A 24,812-nucleotide genomic window follows, 5' to 3' on the forward strand; every position below is an offset into this window, starting at 1 on the left:
CCGAATCGGCGACCCGATGAACGTCCTTGCGCAGGCCGAGCTGCGCTATATCGAACAGTGGATCGACAAGGATACCGCCGACCGATGGCTACGGACGCTGTTGAACGAGACGCCATGGTCGCGGCCGTCGATCAGGCTCTACGGTCGTAGCTTCGTCGTACCGCGGCAGGTCGCCTGGTACGGTGACGTCGATGCGCATCTTCGGTACTCCGGCCTGGTCCACGAGCCGTTGCCCTGGACATCGTTGCTGGCCGACGTTCGCGATCAGGTACAGCGGCAGGTCGAGCAAAAGATGAACGGTGTGTTGCTCAACCTTTATCGCGACGGCCAGGACGCGATAGGCTGGCACAGCGACGACGAGCCGGAACTGGGGCCGGAACCGCTGGTGGTGTCGCTCAGCCTCGGCGCCGCGCGGCGCTTCGATTTCCGTCGCAAGGGAGCCAGTCGTATCGCGCATTCGATCCTGCTCGAACACGGGTCACTGCTGGTCATGAGCGGCCCGACACAGCATTATTGGCAGCACCAGATCGCCAGGACCCGCAAGGTGTCCGAACCGCGCATCAACCTGACATTCCGCTACATCACTCGCGAGCCAGCCTTATGAGTAACGAAGTAAAGCTGATCGACTTCAGCGCTGAACGTGACAAGCGTATCCATGACATCAAGGAAAAGCGTCTTGTCGAAATGCGTCAGGCTTTCGAACAAGCCTTGCCGCTGGCCAAACCGAAGAAAAAATCGACGTCCAAATCAAAGAAGCGCTGACAGGTTGCCAATCGCGGGATCGTCCCATGCCTTGCGGCGCCTCGATACGCCGTATCTTTAGCCGTCCTTCTGCTAGTTCCCTTCCGGCACCCCATTTCTTGATCCAGATCAGTTCCAGCGGCGCCTGTTCACGCAGGCTTCGTGCCTATTGACGTCGATCAATTATTGATTTCAAGGGGAGGGCGACTATGCAGCCATCGGACAGCACAACGGCTCAGGAGGCAGAAATCATGTTCGTCGATAATGTGGTACTCGCAGGGGTTATCACGGTCGGCCTAATGGTCGCCTTCTTCGCAGGTTTCGGATTTTTCATCTGGCGGGACGCAAAGAAAAAGCAGTAACCCAGCCGGATAACACAGAGCACGCAAGGCATTTAGGCGACTTCGGTCGCCTTTTTTTTGCCTGTTTTCGATGCTTCGCGGCGCCTGCGCCGCTCGGTCGTTGCCGGAGCACCCTCGGTGTTCCGGCATGACGTCATCAGCCGATGGTGATCGTCGGCAACTCTTTCAGCTCGACGGTTTCCGCCCGTCGCGGCGCCAGCACTTCAGCTTCGCCGTCTACCACCAGCTCGTCGTTCTGGTTGAAGACCCGAGTCGCGATGCGTACACGGTTCTTCGGCAGTTTTTCAAGAATCTCCAGGCGCACGGTGAGTGTGTCGCCCAGCTTTACCGGGCGGGTGAACGTCATCGTCTGGCCCAGGTAGATGGTTCCCGGCCCCGGCAAGGTGCAGGCAACCGCCGCACTGATCAGTGCGCCGCTGAACATGCCGTGAGCGATGCGCTCCTTGAACGGTGTCCCAGCGGCGAACTCCGCGTCGAGGTGGACCGGATTGCGGTCGCCCGACATCGCCGCGAACAGCTGGATGTCCCGTTCCTCGACGGATTTTTCGAAGTGTGCGGTCTGGCCGACTTCCAAGGCGGAGTAAGGCGTGTTGCTCAAGGTGCTCATGCAAAAACCTCTGGTGCGGTAACAAGCGAAAGGAAGCTGCTGCGAAGCGCGGCAGCAGATGGTGAGGGGCGACTTCGGTGGGTCGCATTCGTGGCTGCATTCTAGAGCGCCGTGGGCGGGTTGTCCCGGCTGGTGCTGGCTTTGCTGCGTGGGTCGAGATTCACGTCGCTGATTTATGTCGTCGGCCTATTGCGCGGCGATGCGGAGCTGTTAAGTTCGCCACAGCCCGCCGCGAGTGGGCCAGACACTCTCAGGTAACGAGGCCAATAACAATGCAACCTGACTTCTGGAACGACAAACGTCCCGCCGGTGTGCCCAACGACGTGGACGTGGGGGGCTTCCGCTCGGTGGTGGAAGTGTTCGAGCGCTCTTGCAAGACCCATGCGAACCGTCCTGCATTCAGCAATATGGGTGTGACGCTGACCTACGCCGACCTGGAGCGTTATTCGGCCGCGTTTGCGGCGTGGCTACAGAACCATACGGATCTGCAGCCGGGCGATCGCATCGGGGTGCAGATGCCCAACGTGCTGCAATACCCGATCGCCGTTTTCGGTGCCCTGCGTGCCGGGCTGATCGTGGTCAACACCAACCCGCTGTACACCGCGCGCGAAATGCGTCACCAGTTCAAGGACTCCGGCGTGCGCGGATTGGTGTATCTGAATACGTTCGGCAAGCTGGTGCAGGAGGTGCTGCCCGACACCGGTATCGAGGTGCTGATCGAGGCGCAGATCGGCGACATGCTGCCGTCGGCCAAGGGCCTGCTGGTCAACGCCGTGGTCAAGCACGTGAAGAAGATGGTGCCGGCCTACAGCCTGCCGCAGGCGGCGTCCTTCAAACATGTACTGCGCGACGGCGGACGTCACAGCCTGAAACCGGTTGCCTTGGCGCTGGACGACGTCGCGGTGTTGCAGTACACCGGCGGCACGACGGGTGTCGCCAAAGGGGCCATGCTCAGCCACGGGAACCTGGTTGCCAACATGCAGCAGGTCCGCGCCAACATGCACCAGCTGGACGATCAGGGGCAGACCGTGATCAAGGAAGGCCAGGAGATCATGATCGCGCCGCTGCCGCTGTACCACATCTATGCGTTCACGGTTAACTGCATGTGCATGATGGTCACCGGCAATCACAATGTGCTGATCACCAATCCCCGCGATATCGACGGCTTCGTCAAGGAATTGCAGAAGTGGCGCTTCACCGGATTCCTCGGGTTGAACACACTGTTCGTCGCGCTCATGTCGCATCCGGATTTCAAGAAGATCGATTTTTCCGCACTCAAGGGCACCAACTCCGGGGGCACCGCATTGGTGTCGGCGGTGGCCGAGCGCTGGAAGGGCATGACCGGCGTCACCGTGACCGAGGGCTATGGCTTGACCGAGACCTCGCCTGTGGTCTGCGCCAACCCGCACGGCGAGAAGTCGCGCCTGGGTACCGTCGGCCTGCCCGTACCGGGCACCGCGCTGAAGGTAATCGACGACGACGGCCGTGAGCTACCCGTGGGCGAAAGAGGCGAGCTGTGCGTCAAAGGCCCGCAGGTGATGAAAGGTTACTGGCAGCGCCCTGAAGCCACGGCCGAAGTGCTCGATGACGACGGTTGGCTGAAGACCGGCGATATCGCGGTGATCGACCCGGATGGCTTCGTCCGCATCGTCGACCGCAAGAAGGACCTGATCATCGTTTCCGGCTTCAATGTCTATCCCAACGAGATCGAAGATGTGGTCATGGCGCATCCCAAGGTGGCAGCCTGCGCAGCGATCGGCGTTCCCGACGAGAAGTCGGGTGAAGCGGTAAAGCTGTTCGTGGTGCCCAGCGATGCCAGCCTGACCATCGAAGAGCTGCACGCCTATTGCCGCGAAAACTTCACCGGGTACAAGGTGCCCCGGCAGTTGGTTCTGCGCGACGCGCTGCCGATGACACCGGTTGGCAAGATTCTTCGCAGGGAGTTGCGCGACCAGGCGTAACGCTGAAAAGCCTTGCGTTCAGATCGCGTGCTGAGTGACCGACTCGCGGATATCGGTCACTTTGTGCCTGTTCCTACCGGCCCGGGCCACTGTTCGGGCTGTTGCAAAGCTGATAACCTCGCCCCGCCTTTTGCCCGGATTTGCCGTACAAAAGTTAACAAAACACAACAAAACAGCTGCCATATGCAGTAAAGCTGTCGCTTAGGAGTGGGGTTCCATGACCGAAAACTTCTGGAAGGATAAATATCCTGTCGGGGTCGAAAGCGAGATCGATCCCGATGAATACCGGAACATCCAGGCTGTGCTCAAGCAATCCTGCGAGCTGTTCGCGGACAAACCGGCCTTCAGCAACCTCGGCAGGACCCTGACCTATGGTGAGCTGTATAGGTTGTCCGGCGAATTCGCCGCCTACCTTCAGAAAAACACCGATCTGCAGCCCGGCGACCGGATCGCGGTACAGCTGCCCAATCTGATTCAGTATCCCATCGTGGTGTTCGGTGCCATGCGTGCCGGCCTGATCGTGGTCAACACCAACCCGCTGTACACCGCGCGGGAAATGGAACACCAGTTCAACGATTCCGGCGCCAAGGCGCTGGTTTGCCTGGCCAACATGGCGCACCTGGCCGAGCAAGTGCTGCCGAAGACCGGCATCAGGCATGTCGTCATCACGGAAGTTGGCGACATGCTGCCCACCATCAAGCGCGTGCTGGTCAACGCCGTGGTCAAGCATGTGAAAAAAATGGTGCCGGCCTACCACCTGCCGAAGGCGGTGAGGTTCAACGATGCCATGGCCCTCGGACGTGGCAAGACACCACGCGAAGCCGATCCTGCCGGTGATGATGTCGCCGTGCTCCAGTACACCGGCGGGACCACCGGCGTGGCCAAGGGTGCCATGCTGACCCATCGCAACATTGTCGCCAACATGCTGCAGTGCCGCGGGCTGATGGGCTCGGAGCTTGGCAGTGGCTGTGAAACCATGGTCGCGCCGCTCCCGCTGTACCACATCTACGCGTTCACCTTTCATTGCATGACGATGATGCTGATCGGCGCTCACAACGTGCTGATCACCAACCCGCGGGACCTGCCTACCTTCGTCAAGGATCTCAAGAAGCATCGGTTCACGGGTTTCGTCGGGCTCAACACCCTGTTCGTCGCGCTGTGCAACAACGAGGACTTCCGCAAGCTGGACTTTTCTTCGTTGAAGGCGACCTTCTCGGGGGGCATGGCCTTGCAACTGGCGGCTGCCGAACGCTGGCAACAGGTGACAGGATGCTCGATCTGCGAAGGCTTCGGCATGACCGAAACCAGCCCGGTGGTTTCGGTCAACCCGTTCGGTGCCATTCAGATCGGCACCATCGGGATTCCGATGCCATCGACGCAGTGCCGTGTGATCGACGAGGAGGGCCGCGAGTTGCCGATTGGGGCTACCGGCGAGCTGTGTGTGAAAGGGCCGCAAGTGATGAAGGGGTACTGGCAGCGTCCGGAGGCCACCGCCGAAGTGCTCGATGACGAGGGCTGGTTGAAGACTGGCGATATCGGAATCATCCAGGACGACGGATACATGCGTATCGTCGACCGCAAGAAGGACATGATTCTGGTGTCGGGCTTCAATGTCTATCCAAACGAGCTTGAAGACGTGCTTGCCGCCCTGCCGGGCGTGCTTCAGTGCGCGGCGATTGGCATACCGGACGAGAAGTCTGGCGAGGCGATCAAGTTGTTCGTGGTGGCCAAGCCAGGCGAGAGCCTGACCAAGGAGCAGGTCATGCAGCACATGCATGACAATGTCACCGGGTACAAGCGGCCCAAGACGGTCGAGTTCCGCGACAGCCTGCCGACCACCAACGTCGGCAAGATCCTTCGGCGCGAACTGCGCGACGAAGAATTGAAGAAGCTGGGGCTGAAGTAACCGCTCCCGGCTCAGAAAGCCCCGCTTCGGCGGGGCTTTTTCGTTCTCTGGACAGCACGCTGAGCGGATGTCGACAACGCGTCGATGTCGGCTCAACTTTCGTTACCGTTGGTCGATACCTGAAGAGATAACAATCTGGCGCCATAAAACAGGCGTCCACCGTCAGGCTATGACAAAGGGGTCAACCAATGCTCTCCGGGTTACGATTGCAAACCAAGCTTCTCGTCCTCACGTTAGGTCCGATCCTGCTATTGACCCTCCTGCTGAGTGGCATTTCGGTGATGAATCTGCAGGAACTGGCCGCCAAGCAGGAGACGCATACGCGTGAGAGTCTTATCCGCGATCGCCGGGCGGAGCTGGAAAACTACGTACAACTCGCGCGCAAGATGATCGCGCCCCTCTACGACAGTGCTGCTGCGGGCGATCAGTCGGCACGGGACCGTGCCGTGGCCATCCTGGAGACGTTGTCCTACGGCAAGGACGGATACTTCTGGGGCTACGACGAGCAAAGCGTCCGGATTCTGCAAGGCGCTACCAAGGACAAGATCGGCCAGAGCTTCTACGACTATCGGGACCCCAGCGGCAAATATGCAATTCGTGAGCTGGTGCGAGCAGGAATGGATGGCAGCCGTTTCGTCGACTACAGCTTCGTCCTGGGCGACAGCGCAACGCTGGTTCCAAAGATCGGCTACGCCGAGTACTTGCCGAAATGGCATATGGTATTCGGTACCTCGCTCAACCTGGACGGGGTAGAGCGTGACGTACAGGCCGCTCGCGAGGCCTTCCAGGAGGACATCGACGAGCTGCTGATCGTCATGGTCGCCTCGGCCCTCGCGCTACTGGTCTTGATCGCCGTGCTGGCCACTATCATGAGTCGCACGTTGCTGCGCCCGCTTCTGCTGATCAAAGGCAAGCTCGATGACATGGCCGCCGGCGAAGGCGACCTGACTCACCGCCTCCCGATCACCAGCCATGACGAGTTGGGCGATCTGGCCGGCTCGTTCAATCGCTTCGTCGAAAAGATTCACGGCCTGGTCCAACAGGTGTCGACGACGACCCACCAGCTTACGGCCCTGGTCGCCAGCGTTGCTAGTCAGGCCCAGCGGTCCGAACAGGCGATGGCCGCCCAGCGGCATGAGACCGATCAGGTCGCAACCGCGATCAACGAAATGTCGGCCGCTGCCCATGAAGTTGCGATGAGTGCGCAGCGCGCCGCCGAGGCCGCCCAGCAAACCGATCAACAGGGCCAGGGCGCCAAGCGAATCGTCGACGGCAGCATCCGGCAAATTCACGATCTGGTCGGCGAACTGCGAGACAGTGGCGAATCGCTGGGCGGATTGCAGAATGATGTAGCGGGAATTGTCGGTGTTCTCGACGTGATCCGAGCCGTTGCCGAGCAGACCAACCTGCTGGCGCTCAATGCGGCCATCGAGGCGGCGCGCGCCGGCGAAGCGGGTCGCGGATTCGCCGTGGTGGCGGACGAGGTGCGCGCACTCGCCAGTCGGACCCAGCAGAGCACGGTAGAAATTCAGGGAATGGTCGACCGTTTGCAGAACACCACGGCCTCGACCGTGGCAAGCATGGGGCGGGCGGGAGAGCAGGGTGAAAGCACCCGTGCTCAATCCAACCAGGCGGGTGAAGCGCTGGATGCGATTGCCGAGCTGATCGGCACGATCAATTCCATGAATGCGCAGATCGCCGCTGCCGCCGAAGAACAGACGGCCGTGGCCGAAGAGATCAACCGCAGCGTTCACCACATCGCCGATGCGGTTGACGGTGTCGCGCAGGACGCCGCGCAAGGCGCGCAGACCTCGCGGGAACTCAATGGCCTGGCCGAGAACCTGCAACGGTTGGTTGGGCAGTTCCGTATCTGACCCGTGCTGGCCGGGCGGGTGCAATGTCCGCCGGGCCGGCGTTCAGGCCCGCCAACGTCTTCCGGCCGGGCCGCGGCTCGCTCCGTTCGTTGGTCGCGCCATCCCGATGCGCCTACGGCCAACCGGCCAAATCTGCGACAATCGCGATCCTCACGAAATCGCTTACGGCTGTCCATGACCGACGCAACGCCTGCTATCGACACCTTGTTGAACAATCTCGACCAGACCATGCTCGCCGACCGGCATCGTCTGCGCCGTCAGTTGCACGATATGCGCAAGAAGTCCGGCGCGGGTGAAATGGACGAAGCGCGGCTCAGCCAGTGGCTCGAACGGTTCCAGGCCTCGGTGGCCAGGGTCGAGGCGCGGCGCAACAGCGTGCCGACGATGCGTTATGACGACCAGTTGCCGATTGCTGCCAAGCGCGAAGAAATCAAGGAGGCGCTGCGCAAACATCAGGTTCTGGTGATCGCCGGTGAGACTGGCTCGGGCAAGACCACCCAATTGCCCAAGATCTGCCTGGAACTCGGGCGGGGCGTGCATGGGCTGATCGGACACACCCAACCGCGCCGGCTGGCGGCGCGGAGCGTCGCGACCCGCGTGGCCGAAGAAATCGGCACACCCTTGGGTGAGCTGGTCGGTTATCAGGTGCGCTTCGAGGACCAGAGCAAGGACAGCTCACTGATCAAACTGATGACCGACGGTATTCTGCTGGCCGAGACGCAGCACGACCGTTTCCTGGAGAAGTACGACACCATCATCGTCGACGAGGCTCACGAGCGCAGCCTCAACATCGACTTCCTGCTGGGCTACCTGAAGACCCTGCTGCCGCGCCGTCCGGACCTGAAGGTGATCATCACCTCGGCGACCATCGACCTGGAGCGGTTTTCCGAGCACTTCAATGGCGCGCCTATCGTCGAAGTGTCCGGGCGGACCTACCCGGTGGACACCTGGTATCGGCCATTGTCGGCGGAGGTCGACGAGGACGGTAACCGCGTCGAGGACGATCTCACCATCGACCAGGGCATCCTCGCGGCGCTGGATGAAATCGATGCGCATGAGAAAAGCATCGGCAAACGCCCCGGCGATGTGCTGGTATTCCTGCCCGGCGAGCGCGAAATACGTGATGCTGCCGAGGTGCTGCGCAAGGCCAATCTGCGTTTTACCGAAGTCTTGCCGTTGTATGCGCGGCTGACGCCGGCCGAGCAGCAAAAAATCTTTCGCCCGGCAGCCGGCCGCAAGATCGTCCTGGCGACCAACGTCGCGGAAACCTCGCTGACCGTGCCCGGGATTCGTTACGTGATCGACTCCGGTACTGCGCGGATCAGCCGCTACAGCTACCGCGCCAAGGTCCAGCGGCTGCCGATCGAGGCCGTGTCCCAGGCCAGCGCCAATCAGCGCAAGGGTCGTTGCGGGCGGGTCGAGCCGGGTATCTGCATTCGTCTGTACAGTGAGGAGGATTTCCTCTCTCGGCCTGAATTCACCGATCCGGAAATCCTGCGTACCAACCTGGCCGCGGTCATCTTGCAGATGCTGCATTTGCGGCTGGGCCAGATCGAGGATTTTCCGTTCATCGAGCCGCCGGATGGCAAGGCGATCAGCGACGGTTTCAACCTGCTGCAGGAGCTTTCGGCCGTCAACCGCGAAAACCAGCTGACGCCGCTTGGACGGCAACTGGCGCGTCTGCCGATCGACCCGCGTCTCGGGCGGATGTTGCTCGAAGCGTCGGGCCTGGGCAGTCTCGCCGAGGTCCTCATCGTCGCCAGCGCGCTGTCGGTACAGGACGTCCGCGAGCGACCGGCCGATCGCCAGCAGCAGGCCGATCAGGCGCATGCGCAATGGAAAGACCCGGATTCGGATTTCGCCGCGCTGATCAATCTCTGGCGTGGCTTCGAGGAGCAGCGGCAGGCGCTCGGCTCGAACGCGTTGCGCACCTGGTGCCGGAAGCATTTCCTCAACTACCTGCGGTTGCGCGAGTGGCGCGATGCGCATCGGCAACTGACGCTTATCGCGCGCGAGTTGCAGTTGAACAAGCGCAAGGATACGGCGGGCTCTGGTCAACCCCTCGCTCCCTCAAACGACGCCCGTCGGCTGGCAGACGGCCAAGCCTCTGCCAACGACCGGCCAGCGTTGACCACCGACAAGAAGGTCAACGTCAAACTGGCCCAGCAAGCCGAAGCCAGCGAGGCTGCGCAGCGCGCCAAGAGCTATGCCGCGGTTCACAAGGCGATCCTGTCCGGTCTGCTCAGTCAGGTGGGCCACAAGACCGAGGACGGCGACTTTCTCGGCGCGCGGCAGCGGCGCTTCTGGGTGCATCCGTCGAGCGTCATCGGTCGCAAGAAACCCAACTGGATCATGGCCGCCGAACTGGTGGAAACCACCAAGCTGTTCGCGCGGATGGTCGCGAAGATCGAACCCGACTGGATCGAGCCGCTGGCCAGACACCTGACCAAGACCAACCACTTCGAGCCGCACTGGGAGAAAAAACGGGGTCAGGTGGTGGCGTTCGAGCAGGTCACGCTGTACGGCATGATCATCGTCGCGCGGCGGCCAGTGCATTTCGGTCCCATCGATCCGCCCGCCGCGCGGGAGCTGTTCATCCGTGAAGGGCTGGTGCGCGGTGAAATGCACAGCCGTGCCAAGGCACTGACCGCCAATCGCGAGCTGCTGGAGCTGTTCGACGAGCTGGAAGCCAAGGCGCGCCGGCGCGATATCATCGCTGACGAAGACACCCTGTTTGCCTACTACGACGCTCGGCTGCCGCAGGATATCTACCAGACCGCGAGTTTCGAGAGCTGGTACAAGCGTGAAAGCGCGAAAGACCCGCAGCTGCTGATGATGCGGGACGAAGATGTGCTCGCCCGCGACGCCAGTGAAGTCACCAGCGCCCAGTACCCGGATCAGCTGCGTATCGGCGAACTGCAACTGCCGCTCGAGTACCACTTCGAACCCAACCATCCACGCGACGGCGTGACCCTGCGCGTACCGGCCCCGCTGCTGCCGCAACTGCGTGGCGAACGGCTCGAATGGTTGGTGCCCGGGCTTCTTGAAACCAAAGCCGTGGCGTTGGTGCGCAACCTGCCCAAGGCGATCCGCAAGAACTTCGTGCCGGTGCCGGATTTCGTCAAGGCAGCGCTCTCGAAGCTCAGCTTCGGTGAGGGCTCGTTGGCCGAGGCGCTGGGCCGCGAACTGCTGCGCATGACCGGCGCGCGCGTGCCCGAAGAGGCCTGGAGCGAGGCGGCGAAGCAGCTCGACAGCCACTTGAAGATGAACATCGAGGTGGTTGACGGTCGCGGCAAGTACCTGGGCGAAGGCCGTGACCTGGCCGAACTCACCGCGCGCTTCGCCGAGGCCAGCCAGGCCGCCTTGGCGCCGCCGCAGCAAAAGGCAGAACAGAAGCCGGTCGAAGCCAAGGCGTTCGCGCAGGTGGCGCAGACTGCCCAGGCGAAGATGGCCGGGCTGGCCATGACCGTCTATCCCGCGCTGGTGGAAGAGGGCGGCGTAGTCAAGGAAGGGCGTTTTCCGACGCAGGCGGAAGCCGAGTACCAGCACCGCCGCGCATTGCAGCGTTTACTGCTGCAACAGCTCAGCGAGCCGGCGAAGTTTCTGCGCGGCAAGCTACCGGGCCTTACCGAGCTGGGGCTGCTCTACCGCGACATGGGCAAGGTCGATGCATTGGTGGAAGACATTCTGCTGGCCAGCCTCGACAGCTGCGTTTTAGCCGGTGAAGCCTCGCTCCCCCGCGATGGCGCGGCGTTGGCTGCGCTCGCGGAGCGCAAGCGCAGCGACTGGACGCCGCATGCGGAAGGTCTTGCGCGGCAGGTGCTGGAAATCCTCAAGCTCTGGCATGGGCTGCAAAAGCGCTTCAAGGGCAAGATCGACCTGGCTCAAGCCGTGGCGCTGAACGACATCAAGGCGCAGCTCGGCCATCTCGTCTATCCCGGCTTCGTTCGCGAAACGCCGGCCGAATGGCTCAAGGAATACCCACGCTATCTCAAGGCCATCGAGCAGCGCTTCGAGAAGATCGGCGCGCAATTGCAACGCGACCGTGTCTGGTCCGGTGAATTGGCCGGTTATTGGGAACAGTACCAGGCGCGCCTGGAAAAACATCGGCGCGAAGGCAAGCGCGACCCGCAACTGACCTTGTACCGCTGGATGCTGGAGGAGTATCGCGTATCGCTCTGGGCCCAGCAGTTGGGTACTCGAATGGCGGTATCGGACAAACGGCTGAACAAGCAGTGGGGACAGGTCGAGGCCTGACGGTCGCACCGCCAGGCCGGGCCTGTTTGTCTGAGTGCGTTAGCGCAGGGCGTCTTCGACAAATCCGAGGCGGTCCTGCCCGAAAAACATTTCGTCATCCACGAAGAAAGTGGGCGCGCCGAAGACACCGCGTTGCACGGCTTCTTCAGTGTTGGCCTTGAGCACGTTCTTGACCGAATCCTCGGTAACCAGGGCTCGGAGCTGCTCGGCATCGAGTCCGGCAGCTACCAGGACCTCCGTCAGCACCTGCTCGTCAGCCAGGTTGCGCTGGTCGATCCAGATCGCCGTGAACATCGCGTCCAGATAGCGCAGCAATTCATGCTCGCTGTGCAACTGATAGCCGACCGCACCGCGCATCAGCACCAGCGTGTTGATCGGAAAGTGGGGATTGAAGGCGAACGGTACAGAGTAGCGGCGCGCATGGCGCAGCAGATCCATCATCATGTAGCGGCCCTTCGCCGGGACGGTGGCGGGCGAGGCATTGCCAGTGGCCTGGAAGACGCCGCCCAGCAACATGGGCCGATAACGCAGTCTGGCCCCGGTGCGTTCGCACAGGGCCGGCAGCTGAGTCCAGGCGAGAAAGGCCGCCGGGCTGCCGAGATCGAAGAAAAACTCCAGGGTCTTGTTCATGACGCGTCTCCGGGGGAAGGGATCACCAGCGCTCGAGCCAGGGGCGCAGATCGAGTTCGAACGTCCAGGCATCGCGCGGCTGGGCGTGCAGATGCCAATAGTTGTCGGCGATGTGCTCGGGATTGAGGATGCCATCCTGGTTTTTGAGGGCGTAGCGCTCCGGGAAACTGTCACGGATGAAATCGGTGTCGATGGCGCCGTCGACCACCACATGCGCGACATGTATGTTCATCGGCCCGAGTTCGCGCGCCATGCTCTGCGCCAGCGCACGAATGCCGTGCTTGGCCCCGGCGAAGGCGGCGAAGCCGGCCGATCCACGCAGGCTGGCCGTGGCGCCGGTGAACAGGAGGGTGCCGCGTCCGCGAGCGGCCATGCGCCTGGCCACTGCCTGGCTGGTGAGAAAACCGGCGAAGCACGCCATTTCCCAGATCTTGAAGTACTTGCGAGGCGTCTCGTCGAGAATGCTGCACGGCACGTTTGCGCCGATGTTGAAGACCATCGCCTCGATCGGCCCGATGTCGCGCTCGATGGTTTCGACCAGTTCCGCCACTTGTTCTTCCTTGCGCGCATCGGACGCGAAACCGTGGGCGCGACCGCCCTGCGCGCGGATCTGCTCGACCAGGGGTTGCAGCTTGTCGGCGCTGCGCCGGGTCACGCAGGCCACATAACCTTCACGCGCAAAGCGCCGCGCGATTGCACCGCCAGTGGAATCCCCGGCGCCGATGATCAGGGCGACACGATTGTTGTTATCCATGGGTTCGCTCTCTTACTAAACGATCGTTAAGTTAACGGACGGTATGTTACGCTGCACGCCTCGTCAAGTGACTCGAGAGGTTGCGCCGCATGCGCTACTCCGCCAGCCATAAACAGCAAACCCGGCAGCGTCTGGTCGAAAGCAGCGGGGCCATTGCCAAGCGTGGCGGCTTCGCCACCACCGGCGTCGACGGTCTGATGAAAGCGATCGGCCTGACTGGAGGGGCGTTCTACGGCCATTTTCCGTCCAAGAACGACCTGTTCACCGAGGTGGTGCGACGTGAGCTGTCGCAAAGCCCGATCCTTGCACGCGAGGGCGTCCTGGATCGGCAGCGGCTCGAGCGCTGTCTGGATGGCTACCTGAGCCTGGCCCACCTGCACAATCCGGAAGCCGGGTGTGCCATTCCGGCGCTGGGCGCGGAAATCGCCCGTGCGCACGTGCAGGTGCGTGAGGAGGCCGAACACTGGCTCTGCACGCTGCAACAGGCCTGGGCGAGCGCCCTGGGGGATGACCAGAAGGCCTGGGCGCTGATCGCGCAATGCGTAGGCGCGCTGGTCGTGGCGCGCATGCTGGCCAGCGAAGACCTTCAGCGTGAGGTGCTCGAGGCGAGCCGCAATCATCTTCGAGCGACGACCGCCACGAATGACCGTCCGCGGCTGCGCTGATTCGCAGCTCGGGCGAAACAGGCAGATCACATACGAGCGAGCCGGCCGGGCCGGTGGCGCGAACCTTCCGCCACGCATTGGCCGATCAGATGACGGCCTGAGCGTTGTGACCGAGATGCAACCCGATATGCCCGTTGGTCGGCGAGGGCCAGCCGTGCCTGGGTTCGCTGGATCGGTGCGCTGCAAGCCCGGATCGTTCAGCTGGCGCGTGGATCCATGACGGGGCCGTGTTCAGCCATCAATTCGGCGATCCAGTCGATGAACACCCGAAGTTTGGCGCTGACGTGTCGGTTGGGGGCAAACGCCACGTACAGCGGCATCGGTTCAAGTTGCCAGGGCTCGAACAGGCGCACCAGTTCGCCGCGCTCGAGGTGCCCACGGGACATGTAATCCGGCAACCAGAGGACGCCCAGGCCGGCCAGGCCGGCGGCGAGGTACGCGTTGCCATCATCGACCGCGAGCACGTAGCGGCCCAGTACGTTGATGCGCTCGCCGTTGCAATGCATGGCGTACGGGAACACCTTGCCGGTACGCGCCCAGCGAAAGCCCACGATACGGTGATGGGTGTCTTCGAGCTCCTGCGGGTGCAGGGGCGTCCCGGCGCGGGCCAGGTAGCCTGGCGCGGCGTAGACGCCAAGGCGCAGATCGCCCACGTGGCGAGCCATCAATGACTGATTGGTGAGTTCGCCCCCACGCACGACGCAGTCGACGTGTTCACCGATCAGGTCGACCATGCGATCACTCACCCCCATGTCGAGCTGGATATCCGGATAGCGGTCATAGAACGCTGGCAATGCCGGCACCAGTACCATGCGCGCGAGTGGGCTGGGTACATCCACGCGTAATCGTCCCCTGGGCTGTGCCGAGGCGCTGGACAGGCTGGTTTCGGCATCGTCCATGTCGGCCAGCAGCCGTACGACGCGCTCGTAGTAGGCGGCGCCGTCCGCCGTGACGTTGACCTTTCGAGTCGTTCGGTTGAGAAGCCTGACACGTAGCCGGGCTTCCAGTTGCTGCACCAGTTGGGTCACGCTGGTCTTGCTCATGTGCAACGTCTCGGCGGCCTTGGTGAAGCTGCCAGCCTCGACCACGCGGGCGAACGCCTGCATCGCATCGAAACGATCCATCTCTGCTCCGGATTCTGATTGTTTGGATTTTGCAAACAGTGTTGGTTGGACTCGCGAGTTTATCCAGGCCTCGGGCGCGCCTACAGTCTCGATCTACCGGTAACGGGTTACGTCGACCCACCGATGGAGGCTGTCTCATGACTACGCGTGATGTTGTTTTCCCGCCCGGGCGCCAAGCCCTCTATGAGCGGAATCGTTATTCCCCCGCAATCCGCTCCAACGGTTTGCTGTTCGTTTCCGGCCAGGTCGGTAGCCGGGAGGATGGCTCGCCCGAGCCCGATCTGAAGGCGCAGGTTCGGCGCGCATTCGATAACCTGAACGCTATCCTGACATCGGCGGGCTGCACCTTCGACGACGTGATCGATGTCACCGTGTTCATCGTCGACCCGGCATCGACGTTCGAAACGATCTGGAGCGTGGTGCCTGATTACTGGGGCGAAGCGCCGTACCCGACGCTGACCGCGGTCGGCGTGACCTGGCTGTATGGCTTCGATTTCGAGATCAAGGCGATCGCCAGGCTGCCGGAGGTCTCGGGCGGTTGAACCCGCACCAGCCATCGCCGGCGGCCTCCAGAGGGTGACGACCCCCACTACGGGGCGTAGGGTTTCCAGCGCAAGACCGGGCGCATACGGACTATGCTTCGTGGAGCCCGCGGCGGTAAGTCCATGAGGCCCTGCCGCTCGCTGGCGAACGGGACGCGTGAGGCGCAGGCATGCATGCGGTCCCGCCACGGTTGCGTACAGGTTGACCGCGTTCGTGCGCAACGCGGGCGCCTGTCTCGACCCATTTACGATGTAAACGCGTAGCCGCCGCCACCGGCGGATCGACGCCTAGAGGAGGCTCGGCATGGAGCGATTCACCGGCGGTTGCCTGTGCGGCAACGTGCGAATAGTCGCATCGGGACGTCCTTACCGGGTCGGCCTCTGCCATTGCCTTGACTGCCGCAAGCATCATGGCGCGCTGTTCTACGCAGCGGCGGTATTTCCCGAGGACGCCGTCACGGTCGATGGCGAAACACGCGACTTTGCCGGCCGGTATTTCTGCCCGCGCTGCGGGTCGTCGGTTTTCGCACGCACCGCCGATGAAATCGAGGTGAACCTCGGGGCGCTGGACGCCCCTGACCAACTGGTACCGACATACGAGAGCTGGATCGTCCGTCGCGAGTCCTGGTTGCCGCCGTTTCCGCTTGCCAGACGATACGACCACGATCGTGACGCCATGGGTCGCTCCGAACCCTGCTCCGAACCATAAGGGCGGCGCGGTCGCGGCGGGCATCCGGTGCGTCTAGGCTGTTCTATGCCAAACCCACCGCAGCAACGGAGGCCTTCCGATGATCGACCATCTCGTCATCCACGTTTCCAATCTCCAGGCCAGTCGAGCGTTCTACGCCGCCGTGCTCACGCCGCTGGGCATGCGCGTCCGCAAGGAGCTGGACAACGGTGTCCTGTTTGGCGCGATAGAGCCGGTCGAAGGTGAGGACCCGGATGGCGAGTTCTGTCTGGTGCAGGCCGAGGTCCCCCGCGAGCGTCCCCATTTCGCTTTCCGTGCGCGCACGCGCGAACAAGTGGATCGCTTCTACCACGCCGCGCTTGCAGCGGGTGGTGTCGATAACGGCCAGCCAGGGCTTCGTCCGCGGTATCACGCGGACTACTACGCCGCGTTCGTTCGTGATCCGGACGATTACAACATCGAGGCGGTGTGCCACGAGCCCGCCGCTTGAGTGAAACGGGCGCGTCACGCAGAGCAACTTCCACGACTAGGAGGTGCTGCGCCACAACGCCTCGCCCCGGGTGATCCGTACCCATCTGGTCAACGGCGACCACGACTTGCCGCCCGGTGGCGTCGGTGAACCGCCTGTGCCGCCGGTTGCGCCGGCGTTGTGCAATGCGATCTTCGCCGCCACCGGCAAGCGCGTGCGCAGCCTGCCGGTGCGTAGAGTGGTCTAGTCCAGCCAGCCAGCCTCTGACCGGTCGGCTCGGATGCTGGCTGGCTCTGGGGTGCCGCCCGCTATTGTCGAGTGCGCTGCGACTTGATGGTGTCCGCAGCGGGCAGCGCGAAGCCCTCTGCTCGCGTTATTCCATGGGACGGTACGGCGAGGCGGCTCCCAGGTTGGCCCTAATCGAAGGGACCAACAGGCGCGGGGCCGCCAAGGTGGCATCGCGGGCCTTGCGCATGACCTCGAACGCCTCCTCGCTTATACCGTCATGGACATGAATGTTGAGCGCGCGTTGCTCGGCAACGGAGCATTCGGCGAGAGGCCGGCGGTCGGACGGGGGATAGTCATGGCACATGAACAACCGCGTGTCTGGCGGTAAGGCGAGCAGGCGCCGGATCGAGCGGTACAGGATTTTCGCGTTACCGCCTGGAAAGTCGCAACGCGCGGTGCCTACATCAGGTGCGAACAACGTATCGCCGACGAAGACCATCTGCCGGTCAATCTCATAGGCGATATCGGCCACCGTGTGCCCTGGTACTGCCAGGGCTCGCACCGACAGGTCACCGATGCGTAAGGCTTCGTCATCACCAAACAGGTAGTCATACGGCTCGGTTACGAACGGCCCGTAACGGTCGGCCAAGGCGGCGCAGACGTCACGGACTTTCTCGCTGATGCCTATACGACCGCCGAGCCGATCACGCAGGTAACTCGCGCCTGACAGGTGGTCGGCGTGGACATGCGTTTCGAGTAGCCATTCGAGTTGCAGGCCACGGGTCTGGATATGGGCGGCTATTTCGTCGGCGAGACGGGTGTCGGTGTGCCCGTTTGCAGGATCGAAGCCGAGCACCGCGTCGATTACCGCACATTGGCGCTGATCGGGCGAGTGCACGAGATGAGAGAAGGTGCCGGTGATCGCGTCAAAGAACGAGTGGACGTCGATTCGCATGGAAATTCCGTTAGGTAAACAAGTGAATCAGGCTGCGGGTCGCCAAGCCTGCTGCGACGGCCAATGCAAGCACCGCGAAGCCCGCCTGCAGATGGCGGGGAGACAGGCCGGGCGCCAGCACGCGACCCATCGCCATGCCGGTCGCGCAGGCCAGGATGAATATCCAGCCGGACCCCGGCACAGGCGTGCCGATAAACACCGAGTGGCCCACGCTGATGAGCGAGACCAGGGCGATCACCGCCAGCGACGTGGCAACGACCGAATGCATTCCCAACTCGCTGTAGCGACGCATGAACGGCACCAGGAGGAACCCGCCGCCGACGCCGAGCAAGCCGGTGAAAAGGCCGGCTGAGGCACCGATGGCGCCGATGTGGAAAAAACAGCGGGGCGTCCAGCGAAAGCGCCCGTCGTCCGGGTCGATCCGGCAAGGCTTGAAGGACATGCCCTCGCTGATCCGCCCCGTCGATGTCTGCTGCCGAGGCCATTGCCGAACCGCGCTGACAATCAGTACCAGGCATAGCAACAGCATGAGGGCATCGGTAGGCATCGAGCGTGCCAGTACGGTGCCCAGCGCTGCGGTCAACACGCCAGCAGCGGCCATCAGCAGCGTCGCCCGGTAACGCACGAGACCCCGGCGCAAGCCATCGAGACTTCCCAGCGTCGCGGCGCTGCCAATCGCCAGCAGCGCCAGAGGCACGGCCTCTTGCACCCCGATCCCCATTCCGACCACCAGTACAGGCACCGCGAGCACGCCGCCGCCAGCCCCTGTCAGCCCCATGCATAGCCCGACCAGCAAGCCCGCTATGCCACCAACCAGAAATGGATCCATTGTGGAGTACCTGCGCCGGGCTTTAGCGAATGGCTTCACAGCTTGACGTGGGTGCAAGCACGGTCAGTGTGTGAGGTTTCAGTACTGCTTGTAGGGCAGGAATTTGCCAGACATCACCACATTGACTCGATCGCCTTTCGGGTCGGGCTCACGCTGGATATCCATGGAAAAATCGATGGCACTCATGATGCCGTCACCAAACTCCTCATGGATCAGCTCTTTGATCGTGGTGCCATAGACATTCACCAGTTCGTACCAGCGATAGATCAGTGGGTCAGTGGGTACCGCGGTTGGCAGTGATCCCTTGTACGGCACGATCTGTAGCCAGGCCACCGCCTCATCAGGCAAGCCGAACAGTTGGCCCAGCGTTTCGGCCTGGGATTTGTCGAAGGCCATCTGGCCAAGCAGGCCAGCGGTGGTCCACTCCTTGCTCCTGCCGATGGCTTCGGCGGCCTGGCTCCACTTGATCCCCTTGGAGACTTTGGCCGAAACGATCATGTGTGTGACCTGTGTGCGATCGGTGATCATCGATTGTTCCTCTGTGGTGGGTTCAAACAGCGTGAATACGGCGTATCGATTGCAGTGTCTTCGGCGCGGGGGGAACCGGGTCGGTCTCGTCGAGCCCCGGATGGACGACCAACGGCTGATCGCGGAGCGCCCCTTCGCCGCCTTGCTGGATGGTTTTCGAGCGACGTACCAGAAAATCCACCAGGTGGTTGCGGATGCGGTAGAACTGCGGGTCGTGATGGATGGTTTCACGGGTTCTGTCGCGAGGCAGCGTATTGATCACGATCTCGGCGATGCGTGCTTCCGGGCCGTTACTCATCAGCATCACCTTGTCCGCCAGCAAGATCGCTTCGTCGACATCGTGGGTGATCATGAATACCGTTTGCCGGGTCTTCGCGCAGATCTTCACTAGCTCGTCCTGAATGACGCCGCGCGTCAGTGCATCGAGCGCACCAAAGGGTTCGTCCATCAACAGCATCTTCGGTTCGACCGCGAACGCCCTCGCGATACCCACGCGTTGTTTCATGCCTCCGGACAGCTCTGCCGGTTTCTTTTGTGCCGCACCGGTCAGGCCGACCATTTCGATGAAACGCGCACCATGTTCGGCTATCTGCCGACGCGACCAGGACGGGTGACGTGACTTGACGGCAAAGGCGATGTTCTGTTCTACCGTCAGCCACGGCATCAGTGCGTGGCCCTGAAACACCACGCCACGGTCCAGGCTCGGTCCGGCGATTTCCTTGCCCGCCATGATCACGCCGCCACTGCTCGGTTCTTCGAGCCCGGCGAGAACGTTGAGGATGGTGCTCTTGCCACAGCCCGAATGACCGATCACACAGACGAACTCGCCTTGCTCCAGACTGAAATTGATGTTCTCGAACACCGCTGGTTGACCGGGTAGGTAGCGTTTGCTCAAGCCTTCGACCTTGAGGAAAGCGTTAGTCGACATAGGTCACCTTCTTCTGCAGTTGAGCGAATAGCAGGTCGAGCAGCATGCCGATGACGCCGATCATCAGGACCGCGAAGATCACGTTGGCCAGCGACAAGTTGTTCCACTCGTTCCAGACGAAGTAGCCGATACCGGTCCCGCCGATGAGCATTTCAGCCGCGACGATGACCAGCCAGGCGATGCCCATGGAGATGCGCATGCCGGTGATGATCGTGGGTGCCGCGGCTGGCAGGATCACGCAAAAGGCTTTGCGCAGTGGCGAGACCTCCAGCGTGCGGGCTACGTTGAGCCAGTCCTTGCGCACGCCAGCTACGCCAAATGCGGTGTTGATCAGCATCGGCCAGATCGAACAGATGAAGATCACGAACACCGCCGAGACCGACGAGTCGCGGATGGTGTAGAGGGCGATGGGCATCCAGGCCAGCGGTGAAATCGGCTTGAGTATCTGGATGAACGGGTTGAGGGCCTGGTACAGCAAAGGTGACATGCCAATCACGAAGCCCAGCGGAATTGCCACGGCCAGGGCGATCAGATAGCCCAGGGCCACTCGTCCCAGAGAATGGCCCAACTGGATGCCTATGCCCTTGTCGTTCGGCCCGCGGTCATAGAAGGGTTCGCTCAATTGCTGACCGGCGAGTTTGAAAAACTCCGCAGGCGTGGGAAAACCTTCCTTTTTGGGCGCATCGGTACTATGGCCCATCAAGGCCGCGTATTCGGCATCGGCCCCGCTCATCGAAGCGTTTTGCCCCGTGCCATGGGTCGCGGCTTGCCAGACCAACAGGAGCACGGCAAGCAGCAGCAGCGAAACCAGCGCTGCCTTCAAGCGCAAATGCTTGTTCATGGGAGCGTCCTCATGCGTGACGAATGTCGAAGCTGGCCAGGTAGTTTTCCGGCGCTGTCGGGTCGTAAGGTTTACCCATGACGTCGAAGGGCTTGTAGCCACTGGCCGGTTGAGCCTCGGCTTCGGCCATGCCCAGCGCGGCCATCTGTCGGCGCGCGTCGGTGAGCAGGAATACCTGTTCGGCCAGCGCGTTGTAGTTGACGTCGGTTTTCACATAGCCCCAGCGCTTCATCTGGGTCAGCATCCAGGTCGCCATGGAATACCAGGGCATCGGGTCGAAACCGGATCGCTGCGGTTCGTTCTGTACCTCGCCGAGGCCATCGGCGAATCGTCCGGACAGCGCCTGAAGAATGACCGTCTCCGGCTGATTGAGGTAATTCGGCGTGGCGATGGCTTTGGCGATGGTTGGCAACTGTGTTTTGTCCTGGGCCATGGCTGCCGCTTTCAGAATGGCGCGGTACAGGGCGGCAAACGTGTTCGGGTTTTCCTGGATGAATGCTTCGGAAGCGCCGAACGAGCAGCAGGGATGACCGTTCCAGAGGTCCTTGGAAAGCACGTGGATGAATCCGATCTGGTCGTATACGGCGCGCTGGTTGAACGGTTCGGGGCCGAAGAAACCATCGATGTTGCCGGCCCGAAGATTGGCGATCATCTCGGCAGGCGGCGTTACCCGCAGTTGCACATCACGATCCGGGTCCAGCCCGTGTTCGGCGAGGTAATAGCGCAGCAGGAAATTGTGCATCGAGTATTCGAAGGGAATGGCGAACTTGAAGCCCTTCCAGTTTTTCGGGTCGCGGTTGCCCTTGTGTTTAAGTGCCAGCACGATCGCCTGGCCGTTGATGTTCTGGATGGTTGCGACGCGCATTGGCTGAGGGTTGGAGCCGAGTCCCATGCTGATCGCCAGCGGCATCGGCGCCAGCATGTGCGAGGCATCCAGTTCGCCATTGATCATGTTGTCGCGCACCAGCGCCCAACCGGCGGTTTTTTGCAGGCTCACCGACAGGCCTTGTTCCTGATAAAAGCCGAGCGGATCGGCCATGATCAGCGGTGTAGCGCAGTTGATCGGGATGAAGCCGATCTTCAGATTGGTTTTTTCCAGCGGTCCGCGCTCATCGGCCATCGCTTGCAACGAAGAAAGCGGGAGCACGCTGGAGATGGCCGCCATTGCCGTGCCGACCCCAACCGCCTGAAGAAAACGGCGGCGGGTCACGTCGTTCGGAAACAGTGCGCGGATCGCCGCGGCTTCGACAAAATCCTTCGACAGCAGCTCCTCGTCACGGGCCCGCGCCAGACGCGTTTGCTCGGCTGCCCGATCATGGGCCTCGGGGCTCTCATGTTGGCCACAGGCACAACCGGAAAGGCTGGTGTGCATCGAATAGGGGCGGAAAAAATTCTTATCGCTCATGTCTGTGTCCTTCAGTGGGTCATACGGTCACGCGGCGTCGGTGCGGCCAACCCGCAGGGTTGACGTACTTACACCGTTCAGTCGTTGTTCCATGAGCAGGAAACGTTCGCTTTCCCGCAGAACATGCCACTGTCCTTCTGCACGAGGCGTGCCGTGCACAGCGATAGGCAGTGAGCCGGTCTTGAGTCGAATGACCGGATCGCTGTGTCGGTATTCATCGCCGGCCACGCCAGCGATGTGCGCTGCGATGGCCCGTGCCTGATGAGCAATCGGTTCGATGAAGCGGCAGGGCTCGCCTTTCAGGCTGATGCAGTCGCCCAGCGCATAGATATCCGGCTCGCTGGTTTGCAGGCTGGTCGGGTCGGCGACAATGCCTCGCACAAAGGCCAGGCCCGCCAGGCGTGCCAGGCGCGGCTCGGTGATCAGCCCAGTGGCGGCAATCACCTGGTCGACCACACGTTGCTGGCCGCAGCGGGTCATCAAGCGTTTGCGGCCATCGATGAGCGTGCTCAGTGCGGCAACTTCAACGCCGCCGAGCATCTCGATACCCAGGCGCCGTTGCGCGGCAAGCAGGCGTCGAACTGCGGCTTCTGGCAGCAGGCTCGCCAGCGGCAACCTGTGCCGATCGACGAGCGTGACACGATGACCGGCACGCGCGAGGTCTTCTGCAATTTCGCAGCCGATCATGCCGGCACCGACGACCGCGACGTGCTGAGGACCACTTTCGATCAGTTTTTTTTGCAGGGCGGCCCAGCCCTGCAAGTGATTGACCCGCCAGCACAACTCGGCAGGCAGTTCAGCCGGCAGCGCGGGCTGCGCGCCTTGGGCGAGAATGAGCCGGGTATAGGTGAGATTGCCGCGCGTGGTACGCAACTGGTGCAGCCGTGGCGACAGGCCGATGGCGAAGGTTTCCGGCAGCAAGCGCACGCCGAGCCGAGCGGATGCCTCGGTCGCGCGCTCACGCACCAGGCTGGTGACAGACTGGCCGCGGCTGAGGGCCACCGACAGCTCGGGCTTGTGGTACAGGTCGCCTTTGCAGCCGCTGACCAGCGTGATCGGTGTGTCGCGGTCAAGCGCGCGGATGGCCTCGACCACTGACCATCCGGCCAGTCCGCCGCCGACGACTACGATGCCTGTTTCGCAAGGGCCGACAGGCATCGCGACGGTGCCCGGCGCTTCGCGCATCACATAGGGCTCGAAGTCCAGCTTGGTGACGCCGCACAAGGGGCACTCCCAGTCGTCCGGAATGTCTTCGAAGCGGGTGCCCGGTGCCAACCCGCTGTCCGGGTCTCCGAGCGCTTCGTCATAAATGAGTCCACAGGCGCGACAGATGAATCGCCGCCAGGTTTGACTGATTGCGCTCATACCGGCAGGGTCTCCTGCATCAAGCGATGCATTTGGTAACGCAGGTGTTTGATCGCCGGGGTGACGATGGCCACGAAGTGCGCTTCACGAATGCGCCGCTGGGGCCCCGCACTCATTAGATAGCCACGCGCACCCTGGTGCAGCAGCGCCGACTGGGTTGCCCGCAGTGCCAGGTCGGCGCCTTGCACGCGCGCATCGAGCACGTCGATCAAGAAGTCCTTGCTCGTCTCGTAAGGCGTATGCAGCAGCCCGGCGACACGTCTGCCGAGCTCATCGAATTCGGCCTGCAATACCTCTGGGCGGTCGTGGAGGAACTGGTTGACGTGCCCCAGTACCGGCTCGACTTCATGCATGGAATCAAGGCTGGCTTGCACCAGTCCGGTCGCCATGCCGATCTGCAACAGAATGAAGGCCGCGCGGACCCGCTGAATGAACGGGCCGGCAGGGTCGGCTATGAGCTGTTCTTCGCCGACGAAGTAATCGCTCAGGCGAATACCCCAGGTGCTGGTGCCTTCCATGCCGGAGAATTCCGGGCAGTGTTTGAGTTCGACGCGCTCATCGAGATCGAGCAGAAACATGATCTCGTGCGAGCGGCTTCCGTCGGCTTTATCGACACCCGCGATTGCCCCGCAGTATTGCCCGGGAGCGATGTGGCTCACCCACGGCAGCGAACCGTTGATTCGATAGCCCCCCGCAACCTTTTGTGCGCGCAGCAGCATTGGCTCTATGCCGGCCATGGCCTTCATCGGGTTGGAGAGCGCGGTGCCTCCAAAACGACGTCCCGCGACGTGATCGAGCAGCCGCGTTTGCAGCGCCGGGTTGCCGGACTGTTCCATATACAGCCCGCAGACGTTGTGGCACCAGGCAAGAAAGCCGGTCGATCCGCAACTGCGGGTGATCTCGCGGGTAGCGGCGACCGCGAGGCCGAAATCGCCGCCGTTGCGGTCAAGGTGAGCACTGAATGCACCCGCTTCAGCGAGGCGCGCCATGATGTCGAGCGGGTAATAACCTTCTCTGTCGATACGGTTGGCGGCCTCGCTAAGAGGGCCTTGGGCGATCGCTGATACCCGCTGCAGCAAGTGCTCGTTCGCACTGGGAATCAGCCTGGCGGTGGGCACGGCAACACTGTTCATGGCGGCCTCCTGATACGGGT

At 62.3% G+C, this 24,812-nt stretch carries 23 protein-coding genes and 1 pseudogene; 12 read left to right on the top strand and 12 right to left on the bottom strand.

The features are described from left to right. Positions 1-16: 16 nt before the first annotated feature. The 3 genes from GQA94_RS09085 to ccoM all read left to right on the top strand — a co-directional run bounded on the left by GQA94_RS09085 (position 17) and on the right by ccoM (position 1,103). Positions 17-604, top strand: a complete 588-nt coding sequence (locus GQA94_RS09085; RefSeq protein ID WP_233270231.1) for an alpha-ketoglutarate-dependent dioxygenase AlkB family protein — start codon at positions 17-19, stop codon at positions 602-604. Then, complete coding sequence (locus tag GQA94_RS23240) at positions 601-762, top strand: hypothetical protein (protein ID WP_199270115.1); 162 nt, start codon at positions 601-603, stop codon at positions 760-762. The genes GQA94_RS09085 and GQA94_RS23240 overlap by 4 nt, the downstream gene beginning before the upstream one ends. A 230-nt stretch (positions 763-992) precedes the next feature. Further along, complete coding sequence (gene ccoM, locus GQA94_RS23580) at positions 993-1,103, top strand: cytochrome c oxidase subunit CcoM (protein ID WP_336508011.1); 111 nt, start codon at positions 993-995, stop codon at positions 1,101-1,103. Between the two features lie 136 nt (positions 1,104-1,239). Here the strand turns inward: ccoM and GQA94_RS09090 are convergent, their stop codons facing one another. After that, positions 1,240-1,710 carry a MaoC family dehydratase gene (locus GQA94_RS09090; RefSeq protein ID WP_158187708.1) on the bottom strand — a complete coding sequence of 157 codons (471 nt, stop codon included), beginning with the start codon at positions 1,708-1,710 and terminating at the stop codon, positions 1,240-1,242. 272 nt (positions 1,711-1,982) lie between these two features. On the opposite strand from GQA94_RS09090, the gene fadD2 reads away from it, so the two are divergent. From fadD2 to hrpA, 4 genes are all read left to right on the top strand, one after another. Next, positions 1,983-3,671 carry a long-chain-fatty-acid--CoA ligase FadD2 gene (fadD2, locus tag GQA94_RS09095; protein ID WP_158187709.1) on the top strand — a complete coding sequence of 563 codons (1,689 nt, stop codon included), beginning with the start codon at positions 1,983-1,985 and terminating at the stop codon, positions 3,669-3,671. Between the two features lie 217 nt (positions 3,672-3,888). After that, complete coding sequence (gene fadD1, locus GQA94_RS09100; RefSeq protein ID WP_158187710.1) at positions 3,889-5,577, top strand: long-chain-fatty-acid--CoA ligase FadD1; 1,689 nt, start codon at positions 3,889-3,891, stop codon at positions 5,575-5,577. A gap of 188 nt (positions 5,578-5,765) precedes the next feature. Continuing rightward, complete coding sequence (locus GQA94_RS09105; protein ID WP_158187711.1) at positions 5,766-7,451, top strand: methyl-accepting chemotaxis protein; 1,686 nt, start codon at positions 5,766-5,768, stop codon at positions 7,449-7,451. Between the two features lie 174 nt (positions 7,452-7,625). Beyond that, positions 7,626-11,708 carry an ATP-dependent RNA helicase HrpA gene (gene hrpA / locus GQA94_RS09110; protein WP_158187712.1) on the top strand — a complete coding sequence of 1,361 codons (4,083 nt, stop codon included), beginning with the start codon at positions 7,626-7,628 and terminating at the stop codon, positions 11,706-11,708. A gap of 39 nt (positions 11,709-11,747) precedes the next feature. Here the strand turns inward: hrpA and GQA94_RS09115 are convergent, their stop codons facing one another. Further along, complete coding sequence (locus tag GQA94_RS09115; protein WP_158187713.1) at positions 11,748-12,338, bottom strand: 2-hydroxychromene-2-carboxylate isomerase; 591 nt, start codon at positions 12,336-12,338, stop codon at positions 11,748-11,750. Positions 12,339-12,360: 22 nt separating this feature from the next. Beyond that, complete coding sequence (locus GQA94_RS09120) at positions 12,361-13,092, bottom strand: SDR family oxidoreductase (protein ID WP_158187714.1); 732 nt, start codon at positions 13,090-13,092, stop codon at positions 12,361-12,363. A gap of 89 nt (positions 13,093-13,181) precedes the next feature. On the opposite strand from GQA94_RS09120, the gene GQA94_RS09125 reads away from it, so the two are divergent. Next, a complete protein-coding gene (locus tag GQA94_RS09125) occupies positions 13,182-13,757 on the top strand; it encodes a TetR/AcrR family transcriptional regulator (RefSeq protein ID WP_158187715.1) in 576 nt (191 codons plus the stop codon). A 197-nt stretch (positions 13,758-13,954) separates the two neighbouring features. Here GQA94_RS09125 and GQA94_RS09130 read toward each other — a convergent pair whose 3' ends face one another. Further along, positions 13,955-14,881, bottom strand: a complete 927-nt coding sequence (locus tag GQA94_RS09130) for a LysR family transcriptional regulator (RefSeq protein ID WP_158187716.1) — start codon at positions 14,879-14,881, stop codon at positions 13,955-13,957. Positions 14,882-15,018: 137 nt separating this feature from the next. Here GQA94_RS09130 and GQA94_RS09135 point away from each other — a divergent pair, with 137 nt between their 5' ends. The 4 genes and pseudogenes from GQA94_RS09135 to GQA94_RS09150 all read left to right on the top strand — a co-directional run. Further along, positions 15,019-15,423, top strand: coding sequence for a RidA family protein (locus GQA94_RS09135; protein WP_158187717.1), 405 nt, complete (start codon positions 15,019-15,021; stop codon positions 15,421-15,423). A gap of 304 nt (positions 15,424-15,727) precedes the next feature. Then, a complete protein-coding gene (locus GQA94_RS09140) occupies positions 15,728-16,132 on the top strand; it encodes a GFA family protein (protein ID WP_158187718.1) in 405 nt (134 codons plus the stop codon). 79 nt (positions 16,133-16,211) lie between these two features. Beyond that, entirely contained in the window at positions 16,212-16,601 is a 390-nt protein-coding gene (locus tag GQA94_RS09145) for a VOC family protein (protein WP_158187719.1), read from the top strand. 4 nt (positions 16,602-16,605) lie between these two features. After that, a pseudogene (locus GQA94_RS09150) lies at positions 16,606-16,827 on the top strand (hypothetical protein); the annotation flags it as partial. A gap of 126 nt (positions 16,828-16,953) precedes the next feature. Here GQA94_RS09150 and GQA94_RS09155 read toward each other — a convergent pair. The 8 genes from GQA94_RS09155 to GQA94_RS09190 all read right to left on the bottom strand — a co-directional run bounded on the left by GQA94_RS09155 (position 16,954) and on the right by GQA94_RS09190 (position 24,792). Continuing rightward, on the bottom strand, positions 16,954-17,763 hold the full coding sequence (locus GQA94_RS09155; protein WP_158187720.1) for an MBL fold metallo-hydrolase: 810 nt from the start codon (positions 17,761-17,763) through the stop codon (positions 16,954-16,956). 10 nt (positions 17,764-17,773) lie between these two features. After that, complete coding sequence (locus GQA94_RS09160; protein ID WP_199270116.1) at positions 17,774-18,592, bottom strand: sulfite exporter TauE/SafE family protein; 819 nt, start codon at positions 18,590-18,592, stop codon at positions 17,774-17,776. A 78-nt stretch (positions 18,593-18,670) separates the two neighbouring features. Next, positions 18,671-19,120: a cyanase gene (gene cynS, locus GQA94_RS09165; protein ID WP_158187721.1), complete on the bottom strand. Its 450-nt coding sequence runs from the start codon at positions 19,118-19,120 to the stop codon at positions 18,671-18,673. Positions 19,121-19,142: 22 nt separating this feature from the next. Further along, complete coding sequence (locus GQA94_RS09170) at positions 19,143-20,048, bottom strand: ABC transporter ATP-binding protein (RefSeq protein ID WP_158187722.1); 906 nt, start codon at positions 20,046-20,048, stop codon at positions 19,143-19,145. Beyond that, a complete protein-coding gene (gene ntrB / locus GQA94_RS09175) occupies positions 20,038-20,889 on the bottom strand; it encodes a nitrate ABC transporter permease (protein ID WP_158187723.1) in 852 nt (283 codons plus the stop codon). The genes GQA94_RS09170 and ntrB overlap by 11 nt, the downstream gene beginning before the upstream one ends. A gap of 10 nt (positions 20,890-20,899) precedes the next feature. Further along, a complete protein-coding gene (locus GQA94_RS09180; RefSeq protein WP_158187724.1) occupies positions 20,900-22,294 on the bottom strand; it encodes an ABC transporter substrate-binding protein in 1,395 nt (464 codons plus the stop codon). Between the two features lie 27 nt (positions 22,295-22,321). Further along, positions 22,322-23,659: an FAD-dependent oxidoreductase gene (locus tag GQA94_RS09185; RefSeq protein ID WP_158187725.1), complete on the bottom strand. Its 1,338-nt coding sequence runs from the start codon at positions 23,657-23,659 to the stop codon at positions 22,322-22,324. Beyond that, positions 23,656-24,792, bottom strand: a complete 1,137-nt coding sequence (locus GQA94_RS09190) for an acyl-CoA dehydrogenase family protein (protein ID WP_158187726.1) — start codon at positions 24,790-24,792, stop codon at positions 23,656-23,658. The genes GQA94_RS09185 and GQA94_RS09190 overlap by 4 nt, the downstream gene beginning before the upstream one ends. Between the last annotated feature and the right edge of the window lie 20 nt (positions 24,793-24,812).

Origin of the sequence: Stutzerimonas stutzeri, assembly GCF_009789555.1 — a bacterium.
In the GTDB taxonomy this organism is placed as follows: Bacteria; Pseudomonadota; Gammaproteobacteria; order Pseudomonadales; family Pseudomonadaceae; genus Stutzerimonas; species Stutzerimonas stutzeri_R.